Genomic DNA, 24460 nt, shown 5'->3' with positions numbered 1-24460 from the left:
GCGAATATCATCTCTTAATGAGGGAGTAATCCCTGGGTTGCGGGCTTGAGACGGTGGTTCTGAAATAAAATTACAGGATCTTGGTGCCTCAGGCTCAGAAAAGCGCGATGGGGGCGGCCCATCGTCATTGCCTGCCTAATTAATACTGATGTGCTGCATCCTGCAATAGGGGCGCTTGGTTGTTAAACATTCAGGCTGTTGAGTTATCCCGTTTTATGGCGTGAAACTATATGATTAGTAAGGTTTTTTACATTTACCTTCGACCTCGCTCCGGTTTGCTTTCAGCTGAACTTTTTTAGCCAATATCCATATTTGTGTCGTCGATCACATAAATTATCTCGCTACGTACTTGAAATTTAATTACAGCGAAAACGTTTGGCGAAATGTCGCCGTCTGAAAGCCATTTCATGCAAGCGTTTGCGTTTTCGGATAGCTCATCAGGGATATATCAAAATGGTTCTCTTATGGGGCTTAATGGTGGCCTGTCTGATTGAATTATTGAGTTTGTTGAAAGTTTGCGATTTAAATGGAGCTTTATGGGCTTTTACCGTTCGTTTTTTGTGTCTCGCGTGACCGGGATCACTATTCCGGGCTCTCCCGCTGTGCTAGATTCCGCCCCTTTAGCGAAACGCTAATTAAACGACAGACAGAAAACGGTCAGCGCAGACTGGCCATGGATGTGAATAACAACGAGAGAATTATGGACACCTTGATTGCGATGCTAAACGACCTGATGTGGGGAGCCGTGCTCATCTACCTGCTCATCGGGGTCGGTATCTTTTTCACCTTCCGCCTGGGTTTTATCCAGATCCGTCACTTTGGTCACATGTTTTCCGTGCTGAAAAACAGCCGTAAATCGGACAACGCGGGCATCTCCTCCTTCCAGGCCCTCTGTACCAGCCTTGCCGCCCGTGTCGGCACCGGTAACCTGGCCGGTGTGGCTGTCGCCATCTATCTGGGTGGCCCCGGCGCCATCTTCTGGATGTGGCTGATTGCCTTTATCGGCATGGCGACCGCCTTCGTCGAAAGCACCCTGGCCCAGCTCTACAAGGTCAAGGATGAGGATGGCAACTACCGTGGTGGCCCGGCCTACTACATGGAGAAAGGCCTTGGCATGCGCTGGATGGGGGTGGTCTTCTCGCTCTGCCTGATCCTGGCGTTTGGTCTGGTGTTCAACGCGGTGCAGGCCAACTCCATCAGTTTGGCGATGAAGGTGGCGTTTGGCATTCCTGACTGGGTCAGCGGTCTGGCGCTGGTGGCGCTCTCCGGCCTGATTATCTTCGGCGGCATTCGTGGCATTGCCCGTTTTGCCGAGCTGGTGGTGCCCTTTATGGCACTGGCATATATCCTGCTGGCGCTGGTGATCGTGGCGATGAACATCACCGAGTTGCCTCATGTCCTCATGCTGATCATCAAGTCCGCCTTCGGGATTGAGCAGGCAGGCTCGGGTGCGCTCGGTTATGCCATCTCCCAAGCGATGATCAACGGTATCAAGCGCGGTCTCTTCTCCAACGAAGCGGGCATGGGCTCTGCGCCCAACGCTGCGGCGACTGCCACTCCCTATCCGCCGCATCCGGCCTCCCAGGGTTATGTGCAGATGTTGGGGGTTTTTATGGACACCATCGTCATCTGCAGCTGTACCGCCGCCATCATCCTGATGTCAGGTCAGTTTGAGCCGGGATCCGGCGTGACCGGTGTCGAGCTGACCCAGCGGGCGCTCTCCTCCCAGATTGGCAGCGGTGGTAACATCTTCATTGCGGCGGCCATCTTCTTCTTCGCCTTCACCTCTATCGTGGCGAACTACTCCTATGCCGAGACCAATCTGGTGTTCCTCGAGCACAACCACAAGGGCGGCCTGATGCTGTTCCGGGTGTTCGTGCTGGGGATGGTGATGTTCGGTGCCGTGGGTGAGTTGCCGATTGTGTGGGCGATGGCGGATGTCTCTATGGGACTGATGGCCATCGTCAACCTGGTGGCGATCCTGCTGCTCTCCAGCGTCGCCATCAAGCTGGCCAAGGATTACAACGACCAGCTCCGGCTGGGCAAGGTGCCCACCTTCGATGCCAACAAATACCCCGAGATCCGTTCCCAGCTGGAAGAGGGGATCTGGGACAATCCGACCAAAAAGTAACAAGCGGTGAGTCAGACCTCTTGATTAAAACCTGAAGGGGGAGCCGGTGGCTCCCCCTTCTTTTATGGCGCACTCGTTGGCTGTTGATCCCAGCGCCGAACGAGTTGCCTGATACGCTGTCGCAACTGGCGCCAGCAGCGCCCTTGTTGCCGTTCGCTGAGGGGGGCATAACGCCAGCGGCGATAGAGCCATGCACTCTTTAGCAGGGGATGGGCAAGGTCGGTACGCTGCCGTGCCAGCCGCTCGCACCATGCCCCCATGCTTTCGGCGGGCTGGGGTAGGTAACCACTGCGTTTACCCCGTTTGAGCAGGGGTTGCCAGATGCGCCGCTCTGGCGGCAGGCGGGCGGGCAACAGCAGGGGCAGGCTCACCAGCAGGGCGACCAGCATCAGGCTGGCGAGGATTAACCAGGGAGTGTGTCCCGCCAGTGCGGGCCAGCGCAGGCCGATTTGTTGCCAGAGCTGACCCGCATCGTAATCAATCACCCAGCGACTCCACTGGTAGTCGATATTGTTGCCCCACCAGCGCAGTTGATTGAGCAGGGCCCAGTTGCGATAACGCTGCAAAGCGAGGGGGTCGGCAGCGGTAAACTCGTCGTTCAGCGCCTCCCTCACGCCGCCTTCAATACGCTCCGGTGCCACTGCCGCCGTGGGGTCGATTCGCCGCCATGATCCATCTTCATCGAGATACTCTACCCAGGCGTGAGCATCGAACTGGTGTACCGCCAGATAGTTGCCTCTGGGATTCCACTCGCCGCCGAGATAACCGGTGACCAGCCGTGCCGGAATACCGGCGGTGCGCAGTACGAAAGCGGTCGCCATGGCGTAGTGGCCGCAAAAGCCCTGCTTGGTATCGAACAGGAACTCATCCACTCCGTCACGGTCAAGTTGTGGTGGGGTCAGGGTGTAGTAATAGGATTGGCTGCGAAACTGTTCGAGCAGGGCGGCGACCAGCGCGCTGCGATCCGGATAGCGTGCCGCCAGCCCTTGGCCATAGGCTCGTGCTCTCGGGTTGCCCCCGGCTGGCAGTTGCAGGTTGCGCTGGGCGGCTTGGCTGTCGTCCTCTGGCTGCGCGTCGCCGCGGCCAATGCGATAGCGGATCGCCACCTCGCCGCTCCCCTGCCGATAGAGGGTGTGAATGGGGGTGAGCAGCACTGGTCCAGTCAGAATAGTCGGTTCACTTTGGGCAAAGGCCCAGCGGTGGCGCTGGGGCTCGGCGATCACCTCGTAGCTCCCGGCGGGTAATGGACTATCTGCCAGCTGATTGCTTGCCCGTGAAGATGATGCCAGAAGGGTCAGCCCGGTCTGCACCGGCACTGTCTGCTGCCATGCTTTGACCTCGGGGCTCAGCAACCAGCGCTGACCATCGAAAACTTCTTGGCGCATCACCGGAAAATAGCGCTCGCGGACAGGGGGCGGGCCATCGGCAAAGGTGACCCGAAACGCCAGTTCCGAGGAGTTGACCAGTTCGCTGATATCGCCGGGGGCCAGCTCTTCCGAGAGGCCGGACAGGGCACGGCTGGTGGTGGGCATCTGCCAGAGGGGCGGCAGCCTTGGCAGTAGTATAAACAGGGTGATAAGCAAGGGCAGCGCCAGCAGCAGGGCGCTCCCCGCACTGCGCCAAGGCCGTTTCTGCTCGGGGACGACGGCGGTCACCAGCGCGGTCACTGCCAGCCAGAGTGCCACTGCCATCCCGGCTGTCCAGCCGATGCTTTGGCGTTGTACCAGCGCCAGCGCGATGAGGAAGAAGGCGAGCAGCAGCACCTGCTCGATATCCCGCTCGCGCCGTACCTCGATCATCTTGAGGCTATAGCCGAGCCAGAGCAGATTGATCAGGGCGGGCAGGGTGCCCAATGTGCGCCACTGCAACCCCAGCAACACCACGGTTGTGATGGCCAGCAGCGCCAACCAGCGGGCAGGCAGGGGCGGCAAGCCGCGCCACAGCATCATGGCCCGGACGCCGAGAGTGATGGCGCCCACTGCCACTACCCAGAGTTGCAACTGGGGCCAGAGCGCCGCGACCAGCAGCTGCTGTTGCAGGATGATGAGTGGCAACAGGCGGCGGTTATCGAGCAGCATCTGGCGTGCTCTTCGGTGGTGTGGCATCGAATTGGGCCAGTGCCAGCAGGCAGCGCTGCACAAAGGCGGCGCCGCTATCGGGCCCCAGTGTCTGGTTTGACAGTGTCAGGGTAAAGGGGATGCCCCGCTTGCCGTAATCGGCGCACCACCAGGCCAGCACCGCCAGCCGCTGCTCCAGATCCCCGCCCGCGACCCGCTGCAAGGTGAGGTGAGTGTCATCCAGCGGTGGTTCATGGAACTGCTTGGTCAGCAGGCCGCGCCCTTGGGCAAGTTGCTTCCAGGCGACCCGGCTCAGTGGCTCACCGGCCTGATGTGTCCGCAGGGTATCAAAGTCACCGAGAGTGGCCGGAGCGGGCTGGCCCTGATGCCCCTTGCTTTCGGTCGCATGTTCCCCTCTTAGCGCCCCGAACGCCGGTTTGGGGGCGAGCCAGCCCTCCAGTTGCAAGTCCAGCAGGGACCAGCAGCGAAACAGACCGAGGGGGTAGCGGCTCTCGACCCGCAATCGACCAAGGGGCAGTGGCCCGCGGCGCGAGCCCGATACAGGCAGGATAACTGAGCTGGGCACAGCGTCGGCCTGTGCTAGCCAGAGGGTGCCTTCGTTGAGGCTAAAGTGAAGTGCCTGCACCGGGCGCGGGCTCTGCACCAAGATACGGATAGGAAGCTGGCTACCCGCTTCCCCGAGCATCAGCGGGCCACCCAGCAGCTCCAGCCCCAGCAGATTGCGGTGGGTGAGCCACATGGCTGCCATAAACAGGCTGCCGAGGCAGTAGGCCAGCAGCAGTACCAGATTGTTCTGGTAGTTGGTGCCTAGCAGATAGATGGCGAGCAGCACCAGCAGATAGAGCAGCCCCATGCGGGTGGGGAGGATAAAGAGGCTGCGGGTACCCAGCGTGATCTGGCGGGCCGGGGGAATGCGGCGGTCGAGCCAGCGTCGTTGCCAGCGGGCTCGCCACTGCTGCAAGCGGTCAAGCAATTTGCTCATCAGGGATTGTCCGGATCGACCCGGGCCAGCAATCGCTGGCTATGGGGATAGGCTTCGCCGTGCTGTACGCCAAAGCTGCCCCGCAGCCGATGCTCGGCCACATAGGGGAAGACTGCCTGCACATCCTCCACCGTGACAAAGCGCCGCCCCGCCACCAGCGCCCAGGCCCGGCTCACCGCCAGCAAGGTCTGGGCTGCCCGGGGGGAGAGGGGCTGTGGCAGATCCCCATCAAAGCGGCTCTGGTGCACCAGTGCCAGCAGGTAGTCGAGGGTGGCATCCGAAACATGGATGGCATCCCCTTCGCTTTGCAAGGTGGCGAGTCCGGCAGCATCCAGCATGGCGGGCAATGGGCCAGTCGGTTGGTGGCCCCGCAGTAGCTGGCGCTCCGCCTCTCGCGGCGGAAAACCCAGCGAGAGTCGCACGGCGAAGCGGTCGAGCTGGGACTCCGGCAGCGGATAGGTGCCCGCCTGATCCGCCGGATTCTGGGTGGCGATGACGAAAAATGGATCGGGGAGTGGGTGCGTGTGGCCCTCGATGCTCACCTTGCCCTCTGCCATCGCCTCCAGCAGGGCGCTTTGTACTTTGGGGCTGGCGCGGTTGATCTCGTCTGCTAGCAGCACTTGGGTGAATATGGGGCCGGGGTGAAAGCGAAATGTTTGTTGCTGGGGGTCAAAAATCTGCAGCCCCAGCAGGTCGGCGGGGAGCAGATCGGCGGTGAACTGCATGCGCCTGCATGCCAGCCCCAGCACCTGCGCCAGCGCGTGGGCCAGGGTGGTTTTGCCCATGCCGGGCAGATCCTCGATCAGCAGATGACCGCGCGCCAGTAGGGCCACAAGCGCGATTTTCAGTTGCAGCGGCTTGCCCAGAATGACTTGCTCCAGTGCCGCCAGCAGCCCGGCAATCTGCTCTTCTCTTTTCATTCCCTTCATACACATTCCCTGTATTGCGTCGCACCTACAGCTTATACGCCAGCAAGGGCCAAGGCAGATAACAGACGGGCGGTAAAGTGCAGCGCAGGGATGGCTATGAGCGGGAGGTGACCCGGTTTATTACGGCCTCTGGTCGATTCAGTATGGCCGCCCAGGCACGCAGCTCAATACAATATTTCCTGATTGGAATGTACCGATCGCCATCTCTTCACTAGGTGAGGGCGGTGGGCACCCATATAGTTGCCCCCATTGCGACGCGCTGTGTTGCTACCTTTGTCATCACCTTGGCCCCGCCACTGTTCGCCTGTCGCTGTGATCTGGCAGGTATCAGCACGCCAATCTGTTATGGAGCATCCATGCCTGTATTCCTGTTGTGCACTTTTCTGATGATCATTCTCTATCCGGTCGGGATCGATCTCTATCTGGTCGCCGTGCCCCAGATTGCCGATACCCTGCAGGCTAGCGAGGCGCAGATCCACACCGCCTTCTCTATCTATCTGTTCGGTATGGCGGCCACCGTGCTGCTGGGGGGGATGATTGCCGATCGCTACGGGCGGCGCTGGGTGGTGCTCGGGGGCGCGCTGATTTTTGTCCTTGCCTCGCTGGTGGCAGGCCATGCGGAGGGGATTGGCCAGTTCTATTTCGGCCGTTTCTGGCAGGGAGTCGGGGCGGGGGCGCTCTATATCATGACCTTTACCGTGCTGCGGGATGTGCTGAGTCAGGAGCGGTTGGCGATGGCGCTCTCGATGATTAACGGGGTGATCTGCGTGATCCCGGTGCTGGCGCCGGTGCTCGGTTACCTCATCCTGTCCCATTTTGACTGGCGCGGGATCTTCATGGCGATGGCGCTGGTGGCGGCCGTCAGCGGTCTGGTCAACCTGCTTCTGCTCAAGGAGACCCGTCCGGCTCGGCAACCGGACAGTGGTGCTGCGCTGCCCTTTGCCCTGCTGCGCTCCCCGCGCTTTATGTTGCTATCCCTGCTGACCAGTGCCAGCGTGACCTCTATTCTGGTCTATGTCAGCGTCTCGCCGTTGATCCTGATGAAGGAGTTTGGCTTCACTACCGAGCAGTACTCCATCGTGATGATGGTGATGGCCGGCGTGAGTATGTCCACCTCCTTCCTGACGCCCCTGCTGTTGCGCTGGTTGGGCAAACAGAAAGTGCTGGCGGTGTCTCATCTCTGCTATCTGCTGGCGGCGTGCTCACTGTTCGGCAGCTGGCAGACGGGGGGCGATATCCATCTGCTGCTGCCGGGATTTGCACTGGTCTGTGTCGGCTTCTCCTGTGGCTTCGGGGTGGCGATGGGGGAGGCGCTCGATGGTTGTCAACACAATGTGGCGTTCGCCAGCGCGGTGCTCTGCATCATGCAGATCAGCCTCTCCGGCCTCTATATCTGGTTGCTTGGCCAGCTCGGCTTTACTCCGTCCGAGATGCTGATCTGCGCTCTGCTGCTGGCACTGCTCAGTTACCTGGCTGTCAAAGGGCTGTTACCATGGCTCGCGCTTCGTGAAGCGCGGTCGCAGGGCTGATGGAAGATGAGAGGGGATATGCGCAATCTGGGTGAACTCGATTTGAACCTGCTGGTGGTATTCAAGTACCTGATGCAGGAGCGCAGTGTGGCAGGGGCGGCGAAAAAGCTCTGTGTCACTCCGTCGGCGGTGAGCAAGTCTTTGGCCAAATTGCGGGAGTGGTTTGACGATCCCCTGTTTGTACGGGTACGGCAGGGGTTGCAGCCCACCAACCTCTCCCTGACCCTGGAGGAGGAGCTGAAGGTCTGGTTCCAGCTCACTGACAGCATCACCTCGCTCAATAGCGAGGCGATCCCCGATGGTGCCCGCTTCACCCTGGTGATGGAGTCCCCCTTCTACATCAGCTTCCTGAGCGATCTGCCCATGACCATCTACCAGAAGTACCCCAACTCGGTGGTCAGGATGCTGGGGTGGGATCACCACTCCCTCAACGACATCGTCAATGGCGATGCAGATCTCGGCTTTTGTGCCCGCGAGACCCATGGCCGCTCTCTGGCCAAGGTCAACCGCTTGCCTTATTACATCGATCATGAGGTGCTGTTCACCGATCGCCCAGTGGTGTTCCTGCGCAAGGATCACCCCTTGCTCCAGCAGAAGTGGTCGCTGGAGAACTTTCTGGCCTGCCCCCAGATCAGCATGGTGTGGGAAGCGAACGATACCTGGGCTCTCGACAGTCTGCTGGAGGACGAGGGGCTGAAGCGGGAGGTGCCCATCATGGTCTCCAGCTTCGAGCAGGCGCTGCATATTGCCTCCCAGTCGAGCCACGAGCTGATTGCGGTGGCCCCCTCCTACTGCGGGGGGTATGCCAGTCGGCATCACGACAATCTGATCGCCATGCCGCTGCCGTTACCCGAGAAGCTCTACGCCCAGCTGGAGATCGCCTTCATCCTGCTGTGGCACAAGCGGCACAATCAGGATGCCAAGGTGATGTGGCTGCGCAACGAGATCCGGCGACTCTACAACGACGAATCGCCACGCTAATGTGGCCGTGACGGTGCCTATCGATGAGCCGGAGCCATCTGCTCCGGCTTTTGTTGTCGTATCGCCCGGATGAGTGGGCTTTTGCACGACTTAAGTGCCGAGATCGGGTTCAAAATGTGTGCCATTCAACTCTCTTTATGCACATATTGGCCTTGGTTGCACGTCTCGAGGGAAGCTCTTTTCACGAAAAAAATTCATGTTGTTTCATTAGAAAACTTCACTGATGGTCACTTTTAAAGTGTGATCGACCATTAAGTTCCTGTATTTGCAGTGATATAGCATGACTCCCCTTGGAATGGCGGGGTTAGATAGCGCCTGCGTAGGTGACTGCCAGTAGAGCGCGGCGTGAGCCAGCCCCACAGGTCGTCTGTGGCCGTGTCATGCCCCGGCTATCTGGCCACCAGCCATGAGTGATGGAGCAGAGGGGAATAAGCATCAAGGTTGATAAACCGGCTTGAGTGAAGGGATGCAGCAAAGGTAGAACCCGGAGCCGGTAACTGTACTGGGAGACGCCACTCACCATCCCCCGATAACCCGTAATTGAAACCGGCTAGATGAAAAACACCTTTCATCGAACGGGGCCCGTGCACCCGAAAATAGCCAGATTGGCAGGCTGACTGTGCTCCCCGTTATGGCAATGGCGGGCAAAAAAATAGTGCGGTAGCCACCACCAGATTAATAAAAATAAATCTCAGCAAAGGCAGGTTGATATGCGTCCAGCAACAGCACCGACCGGGTTGTTACAACAACCCAAACCCTTCTTTATGATATTTTTCGTCGAACTCTGGGAGCGCTTCGGTTATTACGGCGTGCAGGGGATATTGGCGGTTTTCTTTGTGCAACAACTGGGATTTTCCCAAGAGCAATCCTTTATTACTTTCGGTGCCTTCTCGGCGCTGGTATATGGTCTGATCTCGGTCGGTGGCTATGTCGGTGACCATGTACTCGGGACCAAGCGCACCATGGTGCTGGGGGCCGTAGTGCTGGTGGTCGGTTATTTTATGACCGGCCTGTCGATCTACAATCCCGACCTGATTTTCTATGCGCTGGGCACCATCGCGGTCGGTAACTGCCTGTTCAAGGCCAATCCGGCCAGCCTGCTGTCAAAATGCTACCAGCCAAAAGATCCGCGGCTGGATGGGGCGTTTACCCTGTTCTATATGTCGATCAATATCGGCTCCCTTATTTCCCTCTCGCTCGCGCCGGTGATTGCCGATCACTACGGCTATACAGTGACCTATAACCTGTGCGGGGTGGGGCTGATTATTGCGCTGCTCACCTTCTTTGCCTGTCGCAATATGGTCAAGGATATTGGCTCCGAGCCGGATCACCTGCCACTTAATTACAGCAAGCTGCTGCTGGTTATATTGGGTTCGGTAGCCATGGTCTTCTTCTGCGCCTGGCTGATGCACCACGTGGTGATCGCCAACATGGTGCTGATGACGGTGACCATCGCCGTGGTGATCTTCTTCTTTCGCGAGGCGTTCAGGCTCGATACCGTGGGCCGCAACAAGATGTATGTGGCCTTCGTGCTGATGCTGGAGGCGGTGCTCTTCTATGTGCTGTATGCCCAGATGCCGACGTCTCTGAACTTCTTTGCCATCAACAACATGCACCACGAAATGCTGGGCATGAGCGTCAACCCGGTCAGCTTCCAGGCGCTCAACCCCTTCTGGGTGGTGGTGGGTAGCCCGGTACTCGCGATGATCTATACCCGAATGGGCAGCAAGGGGCGGGATCTCACCATGCCGCTCAAGTTCACTCTCGGGATGTTCTTCTGCTCGCTGGGCTTTCTGACGGCGGCAGCATCCGGCTGGTGGTTTGCCGATGAGCAGGGGCTTACCTCCCCCTGGTTTATGGTGCTTATCTACCTGTTCCAGAGTCTGGGCGAGCTGATGATCAGTGCCCTGGGACTGGCGATGGTCGCCGCGCTGGTGCCACAACGCCTGATGGGCTTCATTCTCGGAATGTGGTTCCTGACTCAAGCGATGGCGTCCCTGCTGGGTGGCTATGTGGCGACTTTTACCGCCGTGCCGCAAGGGATGACGGATCCGCTGCAGACCTTGCCGATTTACACCGGCGTGTTTGGCAAGATCGGGATGGCGACCCTGCTGATTGCGGTGGTGATGGGGCTGATGGTGCCCTGGCTCAACCGGATGATGAATGCGACGCCGACAGAGGCCGAGGGGCTGGTGGCGGGACAATCACAGGCGTAATGAGGGGAGGATAGTGCGAGACAAGGCAAGGGCTGCGACCCTTGCCTTGCTGTTGATGGCTTAGTTGTACTGCTCTTCCATCCAGGCTTCGACGATCAGCTGCGCCGATACCCCGTCCACACTGCCTTTTTCCAGCGCGCGATAGCCGCCTCGCTCAAACAGCCGGGCGCGGGCATCTGTGGTGGTGAGTCGCTCATCCTTGAACTCCACCGGTTTGCCGAAGCGGCCATGCAGCCGGTTGCCGAATTTGCGGGCCCGTACCGTGATCTCCTGATCGGTGCCATCCATGTTCAGCGGCAGACCGACCACTAGCAGGTCCGGTTGCCACTCCTTGAGCAGCTTCTCAATCTCGTCCCAGTTGGGGATGCCGTCGTTGGCCTTGAGGGCGCGCAGAGGCTGGGCTGTGCCAGTCAGCTCCTGACCGATGGCGACGCCAATGCTCTTGGTGCCATAGTCAAAGCCCATGATGCTGCGTGATGACATAACTGATAAATCCTTGAAATAGAGAGCGGAGCGGGCCAGCCGATCAGCTGTGGCCGATGTCGCTGGAGAGGTGAACCGGGTTCACCCCTATGCTGGCGGCAGCTTGCTGCCAACGTTTGTGAATGGGGGTCTTGAACACCAGAGCCGGATTGGGGGGGATCACCAGCCAGGCGCCGTCCACCAGCTCCTGCTCCAGCTGCCCGGCGCTCCAGCCGGCATAGCCAAGGGCCACCAGCCAATGGGCAGGGGCTTCGCTCGTACCCAGGGTTTCCAGAATATCCTTGGAGGTGGTCACCATCATCTCATCCCCCACCTGCAGGGTGGAGTTGAAACCGGGGCGGAAGCTGTGCAGCACGAAGCCGCGATCGGCGTGAACCGGCCCCCCTTGCAGCACCGGCTGCTTGAGCTCCGGGTTGTTGGGCGGATTGAGCTGGAGCTGGGTCAGCATGGTTTCCAGCGACATCTCGACCGGAATGTTGACGACCAGTCCCATGGCGCCCTCTTCGTTGTGCTCGCACAGATAGACCAGCGAGCGCTCGAAGTAGGGATCCGTCAGGCTTGGCATGGCAAGCAGGAAGTGATTTTGCAGTGTTTGCATAGAGGCCAAATAGTGCAAAGGTATTTGAGGTCAATTATGGCAGTTGATCCCCATGGGAAAAACCGCTTTTTGGGCTGGGCGAGATCCCGCCCCTTTCCGGATTGTCTTGAAACAGAGGGGGTGGCGCCGGGCCACCCTCTCTGTTTCCGGGCTTGTCAGTGGCGGTTACCCCTGAACAGGCCGGCTTAGCCTGCCTGGCGATTATTTGCCCAGCCGACGCTCGATGGCATCCATCAGCATACCGGTGATGTGCACGTCGAAGGTTGCTTCAATCTCGCGAATGCAGGTCGGGCTGGTGACGTTAATCTCGGTCAGGCGATCGCCGATGATGTCGAGGCCGACGAAGATAAGGCCTTTCTCTTTCAGAGTAGGGCCCACTGCGCGAGCGATGGCCCAGTCCGCTTCGCTCAGGGGACGCGCTTCACCACGGCCACCGGCCGCCAGATTGCCACGGGTTTCGCCCTGCGCCGGAATACGGGCGAGGCAGTAGGGAACCGGTTCACCGTCCACTACCAGTACCCGCTTGTCGCCCTCCTTGATGGCGGGCAGATAGGTCTGCGCCATGCAGTACTGGCTGCCGTGGGCGGTCAGGGTTTCGATAATCACGCCGACGTTGGCGTCATCTTCCTTCATGCGGAAGATGGAGGCGCCGCCCATGCCGTCCAGCGGCTTGAGGATCACGTCCTTATGCTTCGCGTGGAAGGCGCGCAGCTTGTCGGCGCGGCGTGTCACCAGCGTGGTCGGGGTATGCTCGGCAAACCAGGCCGTGTAGAGCTTCTCGTTGGCGTCGCGCAGGCTCTGCGGCTTGTTGACGATAAGGCAACCCTCATCCTCGGCCCGCTCCAGCATGTAGGTGGCATAGATAAATTCGGTGTCGAACGGCGGATCCTTGCGCATCAGGATCACATCGAGGTTGGAGAGGGGCTGATCCACCACCTCGCCCAGGGTGTACCAGTCGGCATAGTCATATTTGACGGTGAGCGGGCGCATGGTGCCAAAGGCGCGACCGGCTTCCATGTAGAGATCCTTCATCTCCAGATAGAAGAGCTCATAGCCGCGCTTTTGCGCCTCTTCGAGCATGGCAAAGCTGGAATCTTTCTTGATGTTGATGGCCGAGATGGGGTCCATCACGATGCCGAGTTTAATGGTCATCCGCTGTTCCTTTTTAATGGCTCGATAGGGTTGTAGGGTCGATTAGCGCAGCGTAATCGTCCGCTTGAGGCTGCGTCGATGCAGCCATGGGGCTGATTGATGCGGCCGATAGTATCAAGCTAGATCGCCAAAGCGGCACTGCAGCGCAGTAATCGCAGTCAGGGCGGCGGTTTCGGTGCGCAGCACCCGCGGCCCCAGCAGCATCTCTTTGAAATCTTCCTGCACGGTACGGGCGATCTCGTCGCTCGACAATCCCCCTTCCGGGCCAATCAGCAGGCGCACGCCGTGCTCGGGAACGGGCAGGGTGTTGATGCTGTACTCGGCGCGCGGGTGCAGGTTGAGCTTGAGCTCTTTGGTCTCTTCCGCCAGCCAGGCATCCAGCTCCATCGGCATACGCACTTCGGGCACCACGTTGCGGCCGCACTGTTCGCAGGCGCTGATCACCACCTTCTGCCACTGCTCGCGCTTCTTCTCCAGTCGATCGGCCGGCAGCTTGACGCCACAGCGCTCGGAGAAGAGCGGGGTGATGCAGGTGACGCCCAGCTCCACCGATTTCTGGATGGTGAAGTCCATCTTGTCGCCACGGCTGATCACCTGACCCAGATGGATGGCCAACGGTGACTCCACCGATTGGGCATCGCAGCGGTCGATGGTCACTTCCACCGACTTCTTGCCGACGCTGGCGATGGTGGCGGGATATTGATTGCCATCGCCGTTGAACAACTCGAGCTGCTGGCCCGGCTGCATGCGCAGTACCCGGCCGATATGGTTGGCGCCGTCTTCCGACAGGGCGATGGTCTGGCCAACTTGCAGGGTGGCCGGTTCATAGATACGTGGAATGCGCATGGCTGCTTGTCAGTCTCTTGCTTGGAAACCCTTCATATCCTGCTGCGAGGCGGTGAGCAAGGCTCACGCGGCAGAAGGAAAGAGTTTCATGATTAGGAGGGGCGATCCCCTCCCTGGTCACATGGGGTTATTGGCACTGCTTTTCAATAAAGGGATTGGTATTGCCCTGCAGCTTGCCGATGCGGCGGTTGCGCTCGCACTCCCAGCCCTCTGCCGGGTACTGGCGATCCCAGGCTTCGAACAGTTTACGCTGTTGCGCTGCCAGACGCAGCCCATACTGATGGCTCATGTAGAGGTAGGCGCGGGCGATCTGGCCCCGTACCGGCCCCTTGGGCGGCTGCACCCGACGATCCTTGAAATCCACTAGCATCTGGCACTGACCGTACTGATCCGGCTTGCCGTTCCAGTCTGAGAAGCGGTAGTTGGCCCGATCGCCGTTCACCTCGCCGATGGCGGGGAAGAGGTTGTGCATGTCCCCCTCCATCTTGTTGAACTCGGGGCTCGCTTTTTCGCAGTTCTTGCGACCGCCATCCTGCCAGCACTGCAGCTGGTGGCCGAACTCCCAGGCCGGGACCACGTGTTCCCACTCGATGCGGGCGGCGCGCTTGGCCTGCTTGCGCGGCTCATAGCCGCAACTGGCGAGATCCGGGCTCATTTTCTTGCCCTGATAGTCGATGTCGCAGCCGCAGTAGAAGGTGGTGACCGCAGGCTGGCTGCGATAGAGCTTCACCAGATCCTGTTTGGCTTCGCGAAAGGTCTGGGCGTGTAGAGGCGTGCTGAGTAGCGGCAAACCGGCCAGCAGGGTCAGGGCGAGGGAGGAGATGAAACGCATGGGATTCCTTGCAAACGGGATGATAGAAGAACGATGGCGGGCACCCTACCACAAGAGCGCGACACCGGCTGGCTTACTGTTCGGGCTCCGGCCGTTCCCGCTCCAGCGGCTGCTTGCAGCGGCGGCAGTGATAGCGGGCTTCGCCGCGCACCACCTTGTTGTGGCGGCGTACCGACAGCTGATGCTGCTGGCAGAGGCAGCGATAGGGGATGGTGCGCTGGGCCAGTACCGCCAGATCGAAGCTGTGGGTGGTTCTGGGCTCAAGGCCGAACACTTCCCGCATCACCGACTGCCACTGCTTGCCGTGGGGTAAGACCCTGTTTTTGCCGCGTCCTTCCCCCCACAGGGCATAGACCAGCAGATGGGCCACCTCGTGGGGCACCACCTCATCCAGAAACGCCTGCTGGTTGGCCTGATAGAGGGCAGGGTTGAAGCGCAGCTCCCAAGTTTGCAGCCGCGCCGATCCCGCCGCCCGGCCCCGCATATTGCAGTAGATCCGCGGGCGGGGGAAGGTGCGGCCAAGGCGCGCCTCGGCCTGCACAAAGCAGGCTTCTACGCGTTGTTGCAGCAGGGCGACAAGCTGGGAAGGAGTGGCAGACATCAACATCTCGTCAAATGGCGGATAAGCAAAAGGGGAGCCAGGCTCCCCTTTTATCACAACAGCGAGCCTTACAGGCCAGCGGCAGAACGCAGCAGTTCGGCCTTGTCGGTCTGCTCCCACGGGAACTCGTCGCGACCGAAGTGACCGTAGGCGGCAGTGGCCTGGTAGATCGGGCGCTTCAGATCCAGCATTTCGATCAGGCCATACGGGCGCAGTTCGAAGTGCTCGCGTACCAGCTTGACCAGCAGATCTTCGGCGACTTTGGCGGTACCGAAAGTTTCCACGCTGATAGAGGTCGGCTCGGCCACACCGATGGCGTAGGAGATCTGGATTTCACAGCGATCGGCCAGACCGGCAGCAACGATGTTTTTGGCAACGTAGCGGGCGGCGTAAGCAGCGGAGCGGTCAACCTTGGACGGATCCTTACCGGAGAAGGCGCCACCACCGTGACGGGCCATGCCGCCGTAGGTGTCGACGATGATCTTGCGACCGGTCAGACCGCAGTCACCCATCGGGCCGCCGATAACGAAACGGCCGGTCGGGTTGATGAAGTATTTGGTGTCCTTGTTGACCCACTCGGCCGGCAGCACCGGCTTGATGATCTCTTCGCGTACCGCTTCAACCAGATCCTTGTGGCTGATGGATTCAGCGTGCTGGGTAGACAGTACAACGGCATCCACACCGATGATCTTGCCTGCGTCGTCGTAGGCAAAGGTCAGCTGGCTCTTGGCATCCGGACGCAGCCACGGCAGGGTGCCGTTCTTGCGCACTTCAGCCTGACGCTTCACCAGCAGGTGAGAGTAGGTGATGGGGGCCGGCATCAGCACGTCGGTTTCGTTGGTGGCGTAGCCGAACATCAGGCCCTGGTCGCCCGCGCCCTGCTCCAGCGGATCGCTGCGGTCAACACCCTGGTTGATGTCCGGGGACTGCTTGCCGATGGCGTTCAGCACGGCGCAGGAGTCAGCATCGAAGCCCATGTCGGAGTGGGTGTAGCCGATTTCACGTACGGTATCACGCACGATCTCTTCGATATCAACCCAGGCAGAGGTGGTTACTTCGCCGGCCACCATGACCATACCGGTCTTGACCAGGGTCTCGCAGGCGACACGGGCCTTGGTATCTTGCTTGAGGATGGCGTCCAGTACCGCATCGGAGATCTGGTCCGCAATCTTGTCGGGATGGCCTTCGGAGACCGACTCGGAAGTAAACAGCTTTGCCATGATAAGAGTCTCAGCTTGTCTGGGTTATCGCCACAGCAATAACCGGATGAATGGGATGGTGTAGAGGTATCTACATCTGGACGTCTATTTTAATTAGCGCCCCCCGTGATTGCCAGCACTATTTTGTCGCGCAGTGTCCAATGGGTCACAAGCGGTGCTCTCCTATCCCGAAAGGGATGGAAATCAAACGTTTTTCTCTGGTTGCTTTGGTCAATAGAGAGCAAGAAAAGCGATTGTCCTCCCAAAGCCACTTTATTCATCCAGATAATATTTGCACGCCGCGCGCCCTGCTGGGACAATAACGCGCCTTAATCTTGGCCATCAAATGAAGCAATCGCAGGAGATTCAGATGCCTTCTCGTAAAGAGCTTGCCAATGCCATTCGTGCATTGAGTATGGATGCCGTTCAAAAAGCCAACTCCGGTCACCCGGGCGCCCCCATGGGAATGGCGGATATCGCCGAAGTGCTGTGGCGTAGCCACCTCAGACATAACCCGAACAACCCCAAGTGGGCCGACCGCGACCGTTTCATTCTCTCCAACGGCCACGGCTCCATGCTGCTGTACTCCCTGCTGCACCTCTCCGGTTATGACCTCTCCATCGACGATCTGAAAAACTTCCGCCAACTGCACTCTCGCACCCCGGGTCACCCGGAGTACGGCTATGCACCGGGCGTTGAAACCACCACAGGCCCGCTGGGTCAGGGCATCACCAACGCCGTTGGTATGGCGATCGCCGAGAAAGCCATGGCTGAGCAGTTCAACCAGCCGGGCCACGACATCGTTGACCACTACACCTATGCCTTTATGGGCGACGGCTGCCTGATGGAAGGTATCTCCCACGAAGCGTGCTCCCTGGCAGGTACCCTGCAACTGGGCAAACTGATCGCGTTCTGGGATGACAACGGTATCTCCATCGACGGTCACGTAGAAGGCTGGTTCACCGACGACACCGTCAAGCGCTTCGAAGCTTACGGTTGGCACGTTATCCCGGCTGTTGACGGTCACAGCCCGGAAGCCATCAATGCCGCCATCGAAGCCGCCAAGGCCGAGACCGGCAAGCCGACTCTGATCTGCTGCCGCACCATCATCGGTTACGGTTCTCCGAACAAATCCGGTTCTCACGACTGCCACGGCTCACCGCTCGGCAACGACGAGATCGCCGCTGCTCGCGCCTTCCTGAAGTGGGACCACGCGCCGTTCGTTATCCCGGCTGATATCGCTGCCGAGTGGAACGCTCAGGAGAAGGGCGCTGCACTGGAAGCCGACTGGGCTGCCAAGTTCGCTGCCTATGAAGCCGCTCACCCGACTCTGGCTGCCGAATTCAAGCGTCGCACCGCTGGCGAACTGCCGGCCAACTGGGCTGCTGAATCCGCCAAGATCATCGAAACCCTGCAAGCCAACCCGGCCAAGATCGCGACCCGTAAAGCGTCCCAGAACTCTCTGGAAGCGTTCGGCAAGCTGCTGCCGGAGTTCATGGGCGGCTCTGCCGACCTGGCTCCGTCCAACCTGACCATGTGGTCCGGCTCCAAGTCCCTGACCAACGACGATGCCTCCGGCAACTACATCCACTACGGTGTACGCGAGTTCGGCATGTCCGCCATCATGAACGGTATCGCTCTGCACGGTGGTTTCATCCCCTACGGCGCTACCTTCCTGATGTTTATGGAGTACGCTCGCAACGCCCTGCGCATGGCCGCCCTGATGAAGCAGCGCGCCATCTTCGTTTACACCCACGACTCCATCGGTCTGGGTGAAGATGGCCCGACTCACCAGCCGGTTGAGCAGATTGCCTCCCTGCGTCTGACCCCGAACATGAGCACCTGGCGTCCGTGTGACCAGGTTGAATCTGCCATCGCCTGGAAACACGCCATCGAGCGTACCGACGGCCCGACCTCTCTGATCTTCTCTCGTCAGAACCTGGCCCAGATGGACCGTACCGCCCAGCAGCTGGCTGATACCGCCAAGGGGGGCTACGTGCTGAAGGATTGCGCCGGTACTCCGGAGCTGATCCTGATCGCCACCGGTTCCGAAGTGGAACTGGCCGTTGCCGCCTATGAGCAGCTGACTGCCAAGGGCCGTGCCGTACGCGTGGTCTCTCTGCCGTCTACCGACGTGTTCGACGCCCAGTCTGCCGAGTACAAAGAGTCAGTCCTGCCGGCCTCCGTCACCAAGCGTGTGGCCATCGAAGCCGGCATCGCTGACTACTGGTACAAGTACGTCGGTTTCGGCGGCAAGATCATCGGTATGACCACCTTTGGTGAGTCCGCACCGGCCGAGCTGCTGTTCAAGGAATTCGGCTTTACCGTGGAAAACGTGGTTGCGACCGCTGAATCCCTGTAATAGCTGATTGCTTGGAACTGAATTGAAAAGCGCCTCCCTTGGGAGGCGTTTTTTTATTGAAATTTATAAATATCATTTATGGATATAAGTAAATAATATTGATAGGTTATAAGTAATGCGAAAAGTTAAACTTTAATAAGTTACAAACAAGGAGCGACATGGGAAAAATATCTTTTACCGAAAGAGAAATACAAGATTATATTTGGAGTAATCGAGAGAGCTTTGACTCGTTTTTAGATGAACCTGTAGGTCTAGATATTTTTAAATTTGAAGATGACTTATCAAATGTTTCAGCACAGAATTTAATAAGAAATAGAATTAATAAAAAACTGGAGGAGTTTCATGCCAAACTATACAGCATTAAATTAATTGGGTGTGAAGTTCCTTTAGAACAGCAATCAAACTCAACAATTAGAGCTGATTTTTTAGCTACATTCCCTGGCGATACTGGGGTGGGAATTATAGAGCTAAAGAAAAGTGAACAGACTGAAAGACAAGCATTTACTGAGTTGCTTGCATATTCAAACCATCTAACAACATTATTTCCTGCTATGAGTAGAGAAGATAGTGTTTATATTTTGATATCACCGATGGAAACTCGTATCGCGCGAGATGCTGTCATTCAAACATTAACATTTGATAATCGAAAAATAGTTGCTCTGATCCCCTATTTTGACGATCCAAGTAATATAACCTCTTTGAGGCTGAAGTTATGGATTCCGACAGATAATGAGTTAGCAACGTTCAGTCATGTTATTTTTAAAGAAGATAACTTTAGTGTTTGTAAGATTGTCTGGGAGTACGATGAAGAACGTTGGGATGCTCCTAAGGGAGAAAATCCCTCTGCGGAATTAAGAGAGCAATTCAATAGTATATCGACAATTGCCGCTCAGAAAATGGAAGAATCAGGGATTCATGGTTTTGTATATTGCTCTCAACTTTGGTCAGAGCTGTCTGAAAAATTCCCATACACCAACTCCCTCGTATTAGTTGGGTTGAATCCTTATGCGGCTGCAAGTGCACAGTACTTGGTCGATAATATAAAAATTAAACCAAGTGAGATTCCTGCGCCACTAAATTATTTGCCAAATATTTGTGACTTAATTAAAAAAGGAGTTCCACGCGATGATAATGAAGATACAATGTTTGATTTATATGCGGTGTGGAGCTCTCAGCTATCTATAATAGGTCGGAGTGTGGTTGAAGCGGTCACTCAGACAACAGATGGGAAAAAAGGAGATATTGATCAAGGCTTTTTAGATTGGGAAGAATATCAATGGTCTCTTCTAGAGGATGTTTACTGTCATAACTTTCTTGTAAGACCAACAGGCTTGTTAAGGCGGTTATATGAAGATGTAACAGATCTTGATTATAAAGCATCTCATTTTTATGGCCTTACTGAACATCCCATTCATGGTGACATGCCATATCTTGGAGTTGACTATCTAACTTCACAAAGTTACTTTCGGTTCTTCATAAGAAGAATGTTTCATACTGATGAGACAGAGCTCGCAGGTTCGATTAGCGAAGCGTAATCGGACGTTCGCGTTCTTTAAGACGATGCCATAAAAATAATACCCCTTCCTGTTACCTAAAAAGAGACCGGCATTTAGCCGGTCTCTTTTTATTTATTGCAACCCTTACGCCTGCGGCGGGGTACTTTCCGCGTTGGATATCACCGCATCCACCTCGGCCTGATCCACTATGGGCTTTATCAATCTGACGATAACGGTGCCATGGTTAACACCAGCTTGCCGATATGGCGGCCTGAGTCCAGCAAATGGTGGGCGGCGGCGGCCTCATCCAGCGGGAAGGTCTGGTAAACCTGCGGTTTGACCTCACCGCGTTCGATAAATGGCCAGACATGAGTTTGCAGCTGGGCAATCAGTTCGGCTTTTTCCTGCGGAGTACGCGATCGCAGGGTAGAGCCGATATGGGTCAGTCGCTTTTGCAGCATGGGAAACAGATCCAGATTGGGGGCGGCGCCCGCAATAATGCCGATCTGGACTATGCGACCATTGATGGCGGCCGCCGCATAGTTGCGCGCGACATACTCCCCGCCAATGATATCGAGAATGATGTCGGCGCCATGGCCATCGGTGGCGGCATGCACGGCCTCGACAAAATCTTCCTCCTTGTAGAGTACGGCCACATCCGCGCCCAGCTTGATGCTGGCGGCCTGCTGCTCGGGTGAGCCGACCGTGGTGATGATTTTGGCGGCGCCAAATGCCTTGGCCAGCATGGTGGCGGTCGTGCCGATACCGGAGGCGCCGCCATGGATCAAGATAATGTCCCCTTTTTTGAACTGACCCCGTTCAAGCATATTTGACCAGACCGTCATAAAGGTTTCCGGCAGTGCCGCGGCTTCGACAAAGCTTAATCCGGGCGGCAGGGGCAGGACATTGCTCTGGTGGGCGACGCTGTACTCGGCATAGCCGCCACCCGAAATCAGCGCGGCGACCTTGTCGCCAACCTTGAGATGGTCCACCTGCTCCCCCTTGGCGACCACGACCCCGGCGACCTCCAGCCCGGGAATATCCGATGCTCCTGCCGGAGGCGGGTAGAGCCCTTTGCGCTGCATCACATCCGGCCCATTGATGCCGGTTGCATAGTGCCGGATCAAGACCTCATCCGGCTTGGGCTTGGGTGTGGCGCGGGTGGTCAGCTGCAAGACATCGGGGCCACCTGGCTGGGTAATCTCTACCGCGCTCATGGTGGCGGGAATGGAATAGGCGTTATGCATCAGCGGCTCCTTGTAACGAGGTGATATGAGGTTCCCCGAGTGGGATGAGCACCAAGATAGTGGAGATTGCCGATGAATAAACGCAGTATTATCCCTCACCTGTGATGCAAAAATGCATTTCAACCGGGAGTCGTGATGAACTGGGATGATGCGAAAATTTTTCTGGCGTTGCATCGGGAGGGGAGCCTGAGGGGCGCCGCCCGTGTGGTCGGGGTCGATCAGGCAACCATTGGCAGGCGGATTGCCGCACTGGAGCATCGTCTGGCTGCCACGTTGTTTCTCCGCACATCCAAAGGGTATGTGCTGACCCATGTCGGGGAGATAGTGCTGGCCAGCGCCCAGCAGATGGAGCTGGCGGCCATTGATTTTGTGCGGGCGGCGCAAGGGGTCGACAACCGCCTGGTCGGGGAGGTCAGTGTGGCGACCACAGACACCCTGGGGATGGATTTTCTGATACCGGCCCTGACCGAGCTGCATCAGCGTTATCCCGATATCAGGGTCATCCTCAATACCTCGACCCAGGTGGTCAATCTGTCCCTGCGGGAAGCGGATATCGCGATCCGGACGGTGAAGCCGGACAATCCCGACCTGATTATTCGCAAGCTGGCCTCCTGGCCGGTCGGGTTGTATGCCTCCGCCGACTATCTGGCTCGCCATGGCATACCCGAAGTGGGCACCGCTTTTACGGGCCATTCGCTGGTGGTGTATGAGCCCCACTGGCAGAGCGCTCGCTCGCCAATGATGCTCGAAGAGGCGGCCGAGGGGGCCACGGTCGCCGCGGGGGTCAATACCAGCCTGATGCTGCGTCAGGCCCTGTTGATGGGGCTGGGACTTGGCGAGGTAGCGGTTCCGCTCGCAGAGCAAGCCGGGTTGGTGCGGGTCTGGCCCGAGCGGCAGTTACAGCAATCCTACGATGTGTGGCTGGTGACCCATCAGGATGTGCAACATGCCGCGCGGGTTAGAGCGGTCATGGATGCCATCGTCAGGGCATTTGCCGCGATGGCCTAAATCTGGCGGGGATTCTGTTCAGGTTTTGTCGCAGCGCGGTCACACCTCTTGCCATAGTCATGGCGGTTGAGGGAAAACCCTCATTTACTTGGTCTCTGACAGTCAATACTGTGAGACCGAGTCCACCACTACTGGAGCCTGACCCATGACCGACATGCTTGTTGACGATAAACAACCAACCCCGGATCCGGCAGAGCAGAATGCCTTCTTCCCGTCGCCCTACTCCCTGAGCCAGTTCACCTCGCGCAAATCTGACCTTGCCGGGGCCGACTATCCCGCTCCCTATCGGGAGGGGCGCTGGAAGATCCTGCTGATCGGGGCCGATGAGCGCTATCTGCCCACCGACAACGGTACCCTGTTTTCCACCGGTAACCATCCGGTCGAAACCCTGCTGCCCATGTATCACCTCGACAAGGCGGGCTTTGCCTTTGACGTGGCCACCCTCTCCGGCAATCCGGTCAAGTTCGAGTGGTGGGCCATGCCCGGCGAAGATGAAGAGGTGTTGGGGCTCTATGCCAAATATCAGGCGCAGTTCCGCCAACCGGCCAAGCTGGCCGATCTGCTGAAAGAGGCGCTGGCCGCCGACTCGGACTATATCGGCGTCTTTATTCCCGGCGGCCACGGCGCCCTGATGGGGTTGCCGCAGAGTGCCGAGGTGAAAGCGCTGCTGGAGTGGGCGATGGCCAACGATCGCTTCATCATCTCCCTCTGTCACGGGCCTGCTGCGTTGCTGGCGGTGGCCAATCCAGAGACCTTCGCGGGCTACAAGATCTGCGCCTTCCCCGACGAGCTGGATGCCCAGACCCCGACAATTGGCTATATGCCGGGCCACCTCACCTGGAAGTTTGGCGAGAAGCTCAAAGAGATTGGCTTCGAGATCGTCAACAACGGCATCTCGGGAGAGGTGTGCCGGGATCGCAATCTGCTGACCGGTGACAGCCCGCTGGCGGGCAATAACCTCGGCAAGCTGGCCGCTACCACCTTGCTGGAGGCGGTTGCCAAGCGATGAGGTTGTCGTCGTCGCCAGCGAATGCGCTGCAGGTCGCGGTGGCGCTGGAAGGGTGCCAGCGGTTGGAGGAGATCCAGCAACTGGTGCGCGCTTTTGCCACCCCGCTGGGGTATCACCGCTTTGCGCTCTTCTCCATCAGTGCTAGCGAGGAGGGGGTGGTCGAGCATCTCTACTGGCTGGAGGGGGAGTGGCTGGAGAGCGGCGAGGCGGTCGACCTGCATGCCTATATGCGCGAGTGCCCGATGGCGATGCATATCAGGGAGCGAGACCAGCCCTTCTTCTGGAGCAAAACGGTTGGCGCTGCTGGCGAGCAGTACCGTATCGTTCGCCAGCCTGAGGGGCCGGGCCGACATGGCTTGCAGGTTCCCGTCTATGGGCCGTTGGGGCTGGAAGGGGCGATGAGCTTTGGCGGCGATCAGATCGATGCCAGTGCCCACACTCGGGTTGGCCTTGCGCTGATCGCGGCGGCGGCTTTTCATGCAGCTCGTCGCCTGATGGAGATGCCGGTAGCGGGTCACGAGCGTGGCCTCACTGGGCGCGAGCGCGAAGTGCTGGAGTGGGTCTCCCGGGGTTGGCGCCATGCCGATATCGCCACCACCCTGAAGCTTTCGGTGCGCACGGTCGAGAACCATCTGCGCAGTGCCCGCCGTCGGCTGGGGGTGGCCACTACCGCAGAGGCGGTCAGAGTGGCGATCAGGAACCGCGATATCGAGGGCTGAGGGGCCATCCCTTTGTCTGGCATGTAAAAATAGACCGGCCATCAGCCGGTCTCTTTTTTATT

General features: G+C 58.4%; 20 protein-coding genes. 9 read left to right on the top strand and 11 right to left on the bottom strand.

The annotated features are described in order from the left end of the window. The first annotated feature begins 700 nt into the window (after positions 1–700). Positions 701–2131, top strand: coding sequence for a sodium:alanine symporter family protein (locus I6L41_RS11365; RefSeq protein ID WP_128815675.1), 1431 nt, complete (start codon positions 701–703; stop codon positions 2129–2131). Positions 2132–2193: 62 nt separating this feature from the next. On the opposite strand, the gene I6L41_RS11360 is transcribed toward I6L41_RS11365, so the two are convergent. The 3 genes from I6L41_RS11360 to I6L41_RS11350 are packed head-to-tail and all read right to left on the bottom strand — an operon-like array spanning position 2194 to position 6111. Further along, positions 2194–4209 carry a DUF3488 and transglutaminase-like domain-containing protein gene (locus I6L41_RS11360; RefSeq protein WP_216958941.1) on the bottom strand — a complete coding sequence of 672 codons (2016 nt, stop codon included), beginning with the start codon at positions 4207–4209 and terminating at the stop codon, positions 2194–2196. Continuing rightward, complete coding sequence (locus I6L41_RS11355) at positions 4196–5191, bottom strand: DUF58 domain-containing protein (protein WP_216958938.1); 996 nt, start codon at positions 5189–5191, stop codon at positions 4196–4198. The genes I6L41_RS11360 and I6L41_RS11355 overlap by 14 nt, the downstream gene beginning before the upstream one ends. Continuing rightward, entirely contained in the window at positions 5191–6111 is a 921-nt protein-coding gene (locus I6L41_RS11350) for a MoxR family ATPase (protein ID WP_216963944.1), read from the bottom strand. The genes I6L41_RS11355 and I6L41_RS11350 overlap by 1 nt, the downstream gene beginning before the upstream one ends. A 365-nt stretch (positions 6112–6476) precedes the next feature. Between I6L41_RS11350 and I6L41_RS11345 the strand changes: the two genes are divergently transcribed. The 3 genes from I6L41_RS11345 to dtpB all read left to right on the top strand — a co-directional run bounded on the left by I6L41_RS11345 (position 6477) and on the right by dtpB (position 10846). Then, positions 6477–7649, top strand: a complete 1173-nt coding sequence (locus tag I6L41_RS11345) for an MFS transporter (RefSeq protein WP_216958933.1) — start codon at positions 6477–6479, stop codon at positions 7647–7649. 18 nt (positions 7650–7667) lie between these two features. After that, complete coding sequence (gene yidZ / locus I6L41_RS11340) at positions 7668–8630, top strand: HTH-type transcriptional regulator YidZ (RefSeq protein WP_179903310.1); 963 nt, start codon at positions 7668–7670, stop codon at positions 8628–8630. Between the two features lie 710 nt (positions 8631–9340). Beyond that, on the top strand, positions 9341–10846 hold the full coding sequence (dtpB, locus tag I6L41_RS11335) for a dipeptide/tripeptide permease DtpB (protein ID WP_216958930.1): 1506 nt from the start codon (positions 9341–9343) through the stop codon (positions 10844–10846). Between the two features lie 60 nt (positions 10847–10906). On the opposite strand, the gene ruvX is transcribed toward dtpB, so the two are convergent. The 7 genes from ruvX to metK form a co-directional block, all read right to left on the bottom strand. Beyond that, a complete protein-coding gene (gene ruvX / locus I6L41_RS11330) occupies positions 10907–11329 on the bottom strand; it encodes a Holliday junction resolvase RuvX (protein WP_005343821.1) in 423 nt (140 codons plus the stop codon). Between the two features lie 43 nt (positions 11330–11372). After that, complete coding sequence (locus I6L41_RS11325) at positions 11373–11927, bottom strand: YqgE/AlgH family protein (RefSeq protein WP_005349793.1); 555 nt, start codon at positions 11925–11927, stop codon at positions 11373–11375. A 201-nt stretch (positions 11928–12128) separates the two neighbouring features. After that, positions 12129–13079 (bottom strand): glutathione synthase, encoded by a 951-nt coding sequence (gene gshB / locus I6L41_RS11320; RefSeq protein ID WP_216958927.1) that lies wholly within the window; start codon positions 13077–13079, stop codon positions 12129–12131. A gap of 114 nt (positions 13080–13193) precedes the next feature. Beyond that, positions 13194–13925 carry a 16S rRNA (uracil(1498)-N(3))-methyltransferase gene (gene rsmE, locus I6L41_RS11315; protein ID WP_019445235.1) on the bottom strand — a complete coding sequence of 244 codons (732 nt, stop codon included), beginning with the start codon at positions 13923–13925 and terminating at the stop codon, positions 13194–13196. A gap of 127 nt (positions 13926–14052) precedes the next feature. Then, entirely contained in the window at positions 14053–14757 is a 705-nt protein-coding gene (locus tag I6L41_RS11310) for an endonuclease (RefSeq protein ID WP_216958922.1), read from the bottom strand. 73 nt (positions 14758–14830) lie between these two features. Then, positions 14831–15358, bottom strand: a complete 528-nt coding sequence (locus I6L41_RS11305; RefSeq protein WP_216958919.1) for a SprT family zinc-dependent metalloprotease — start codon at positions 15356–15358, stop codon at positions 14831–14833. 68 nt (positions 15359–15426) lie between these two features. Further along, positions 15427–16578: a methionine adenosyltransferase gene (gene metK / locus I6L41_RS11300; RefSeq protein WP_005343827.1), complete on the bottom strand. Its 1152-nt coding sequence runs from the start codon at positions 16576–16578 to the stop codon at positions 15427–15429. A 349-nt stretch (positions 16579–16927) separates the two neighbouring features. Between metK and tkt the strand changes: the two genes are divergently transcribed. Together tkt and I6L41_RS11290 are read left to right on the top strand one after the other, a co-directional pair. Beyond that, the gene (gene tkt / locus I6L41_RS11295; protein WP_149153405.1) at positions 16928–18919 is read left to right on the top strand and encodes a transketolase; all 1992 of its coding nucleotides are present in this window, start codon (positions 16928–16930) and stop codon (positions 18917–18919) included. A 158-nt stretch (positions 18920–19077) separates the two neighbouring features. Next, positions 19078–20454: a hypothetical protein gene (locus I6L41_RS11290; RefSeq protein ID WP_139460051.1), complete on the top strand. Its 1377-nt coding sequence runs from the start codon at positions 19078–19080 to the stop codon at positions 20452–20454. Between the two features lie 179 nt (positions 20455–20633). On the opposite strand, the gene I6L41_RS11285 is transcribed toward I6L41_RS11290, so the two are convergent. After that, complete coding sequence (locus I6L41_RS11285) at positions 20634–21662, bottom strand: NAD(P)H-quinone oxidoreductase (protein WP_216958915.1); 1029 nt, start codon at positions 21660–21662, stop codon at positions 20634–20636. Positions 21663–21797: 135 nt separating this feature from the next. Between I6L41_RS11285 and I6L41_RS11280 the strand changes: the two genes are divergently transcribed. From I6L41_RS11280 to I6L41_RS11270, 3 genes are all read left to right on the top strand, one after another. Further along, entirely contained in the window at positions 21798–22670 is an 873-nt protein-coding gene (locus I6L41_RS11280) for a LysR family transcriptional regulator (protein ID WP_216958912.1), read from the top strand. A gap of 145 nt (positions 22671–22815) precedes the next feature. Then, positions 22816–23679: a glyoxalase III HchA gene (gene hchA / locus I6L41_RS11275; protein ID WP_216958909.1), complete on the top strand. Its 864-nt coding sequence runs from the start codon at positions 22816–22818 to the stop codon at positions 23677–23679. Then, complete coding sequence (locus I6L41_RS11270) at positions 23676–24398, top strand: PA1136 family autoinducer-binding transcriptional regulator (RefSeq protein WP_123173592.1); 723 nt, start codon at positions 23676–23678, stop codon at positions 24396–24398. Before hchA ends, I6L41_RS11270 begins: the two co-directional genes overlap by 4 nt. Positions 24399–24460 lie beyond the last annotated feature (62 nt).

This window comes from Aeromonas sp. FDAARGOS 1411, assembly GCF_019047125.1.
Taxonomy (GTDB): domain Bacteria; phylum Pseudomonadota; class Gammaproteobacteria; order Enterobacterales; family Aeromonadaceae; genus Aeromonas; species Aeromonas veronii.
This window is presented reverse-complemented; position numbering and strand designations above follow the sequence as displayed.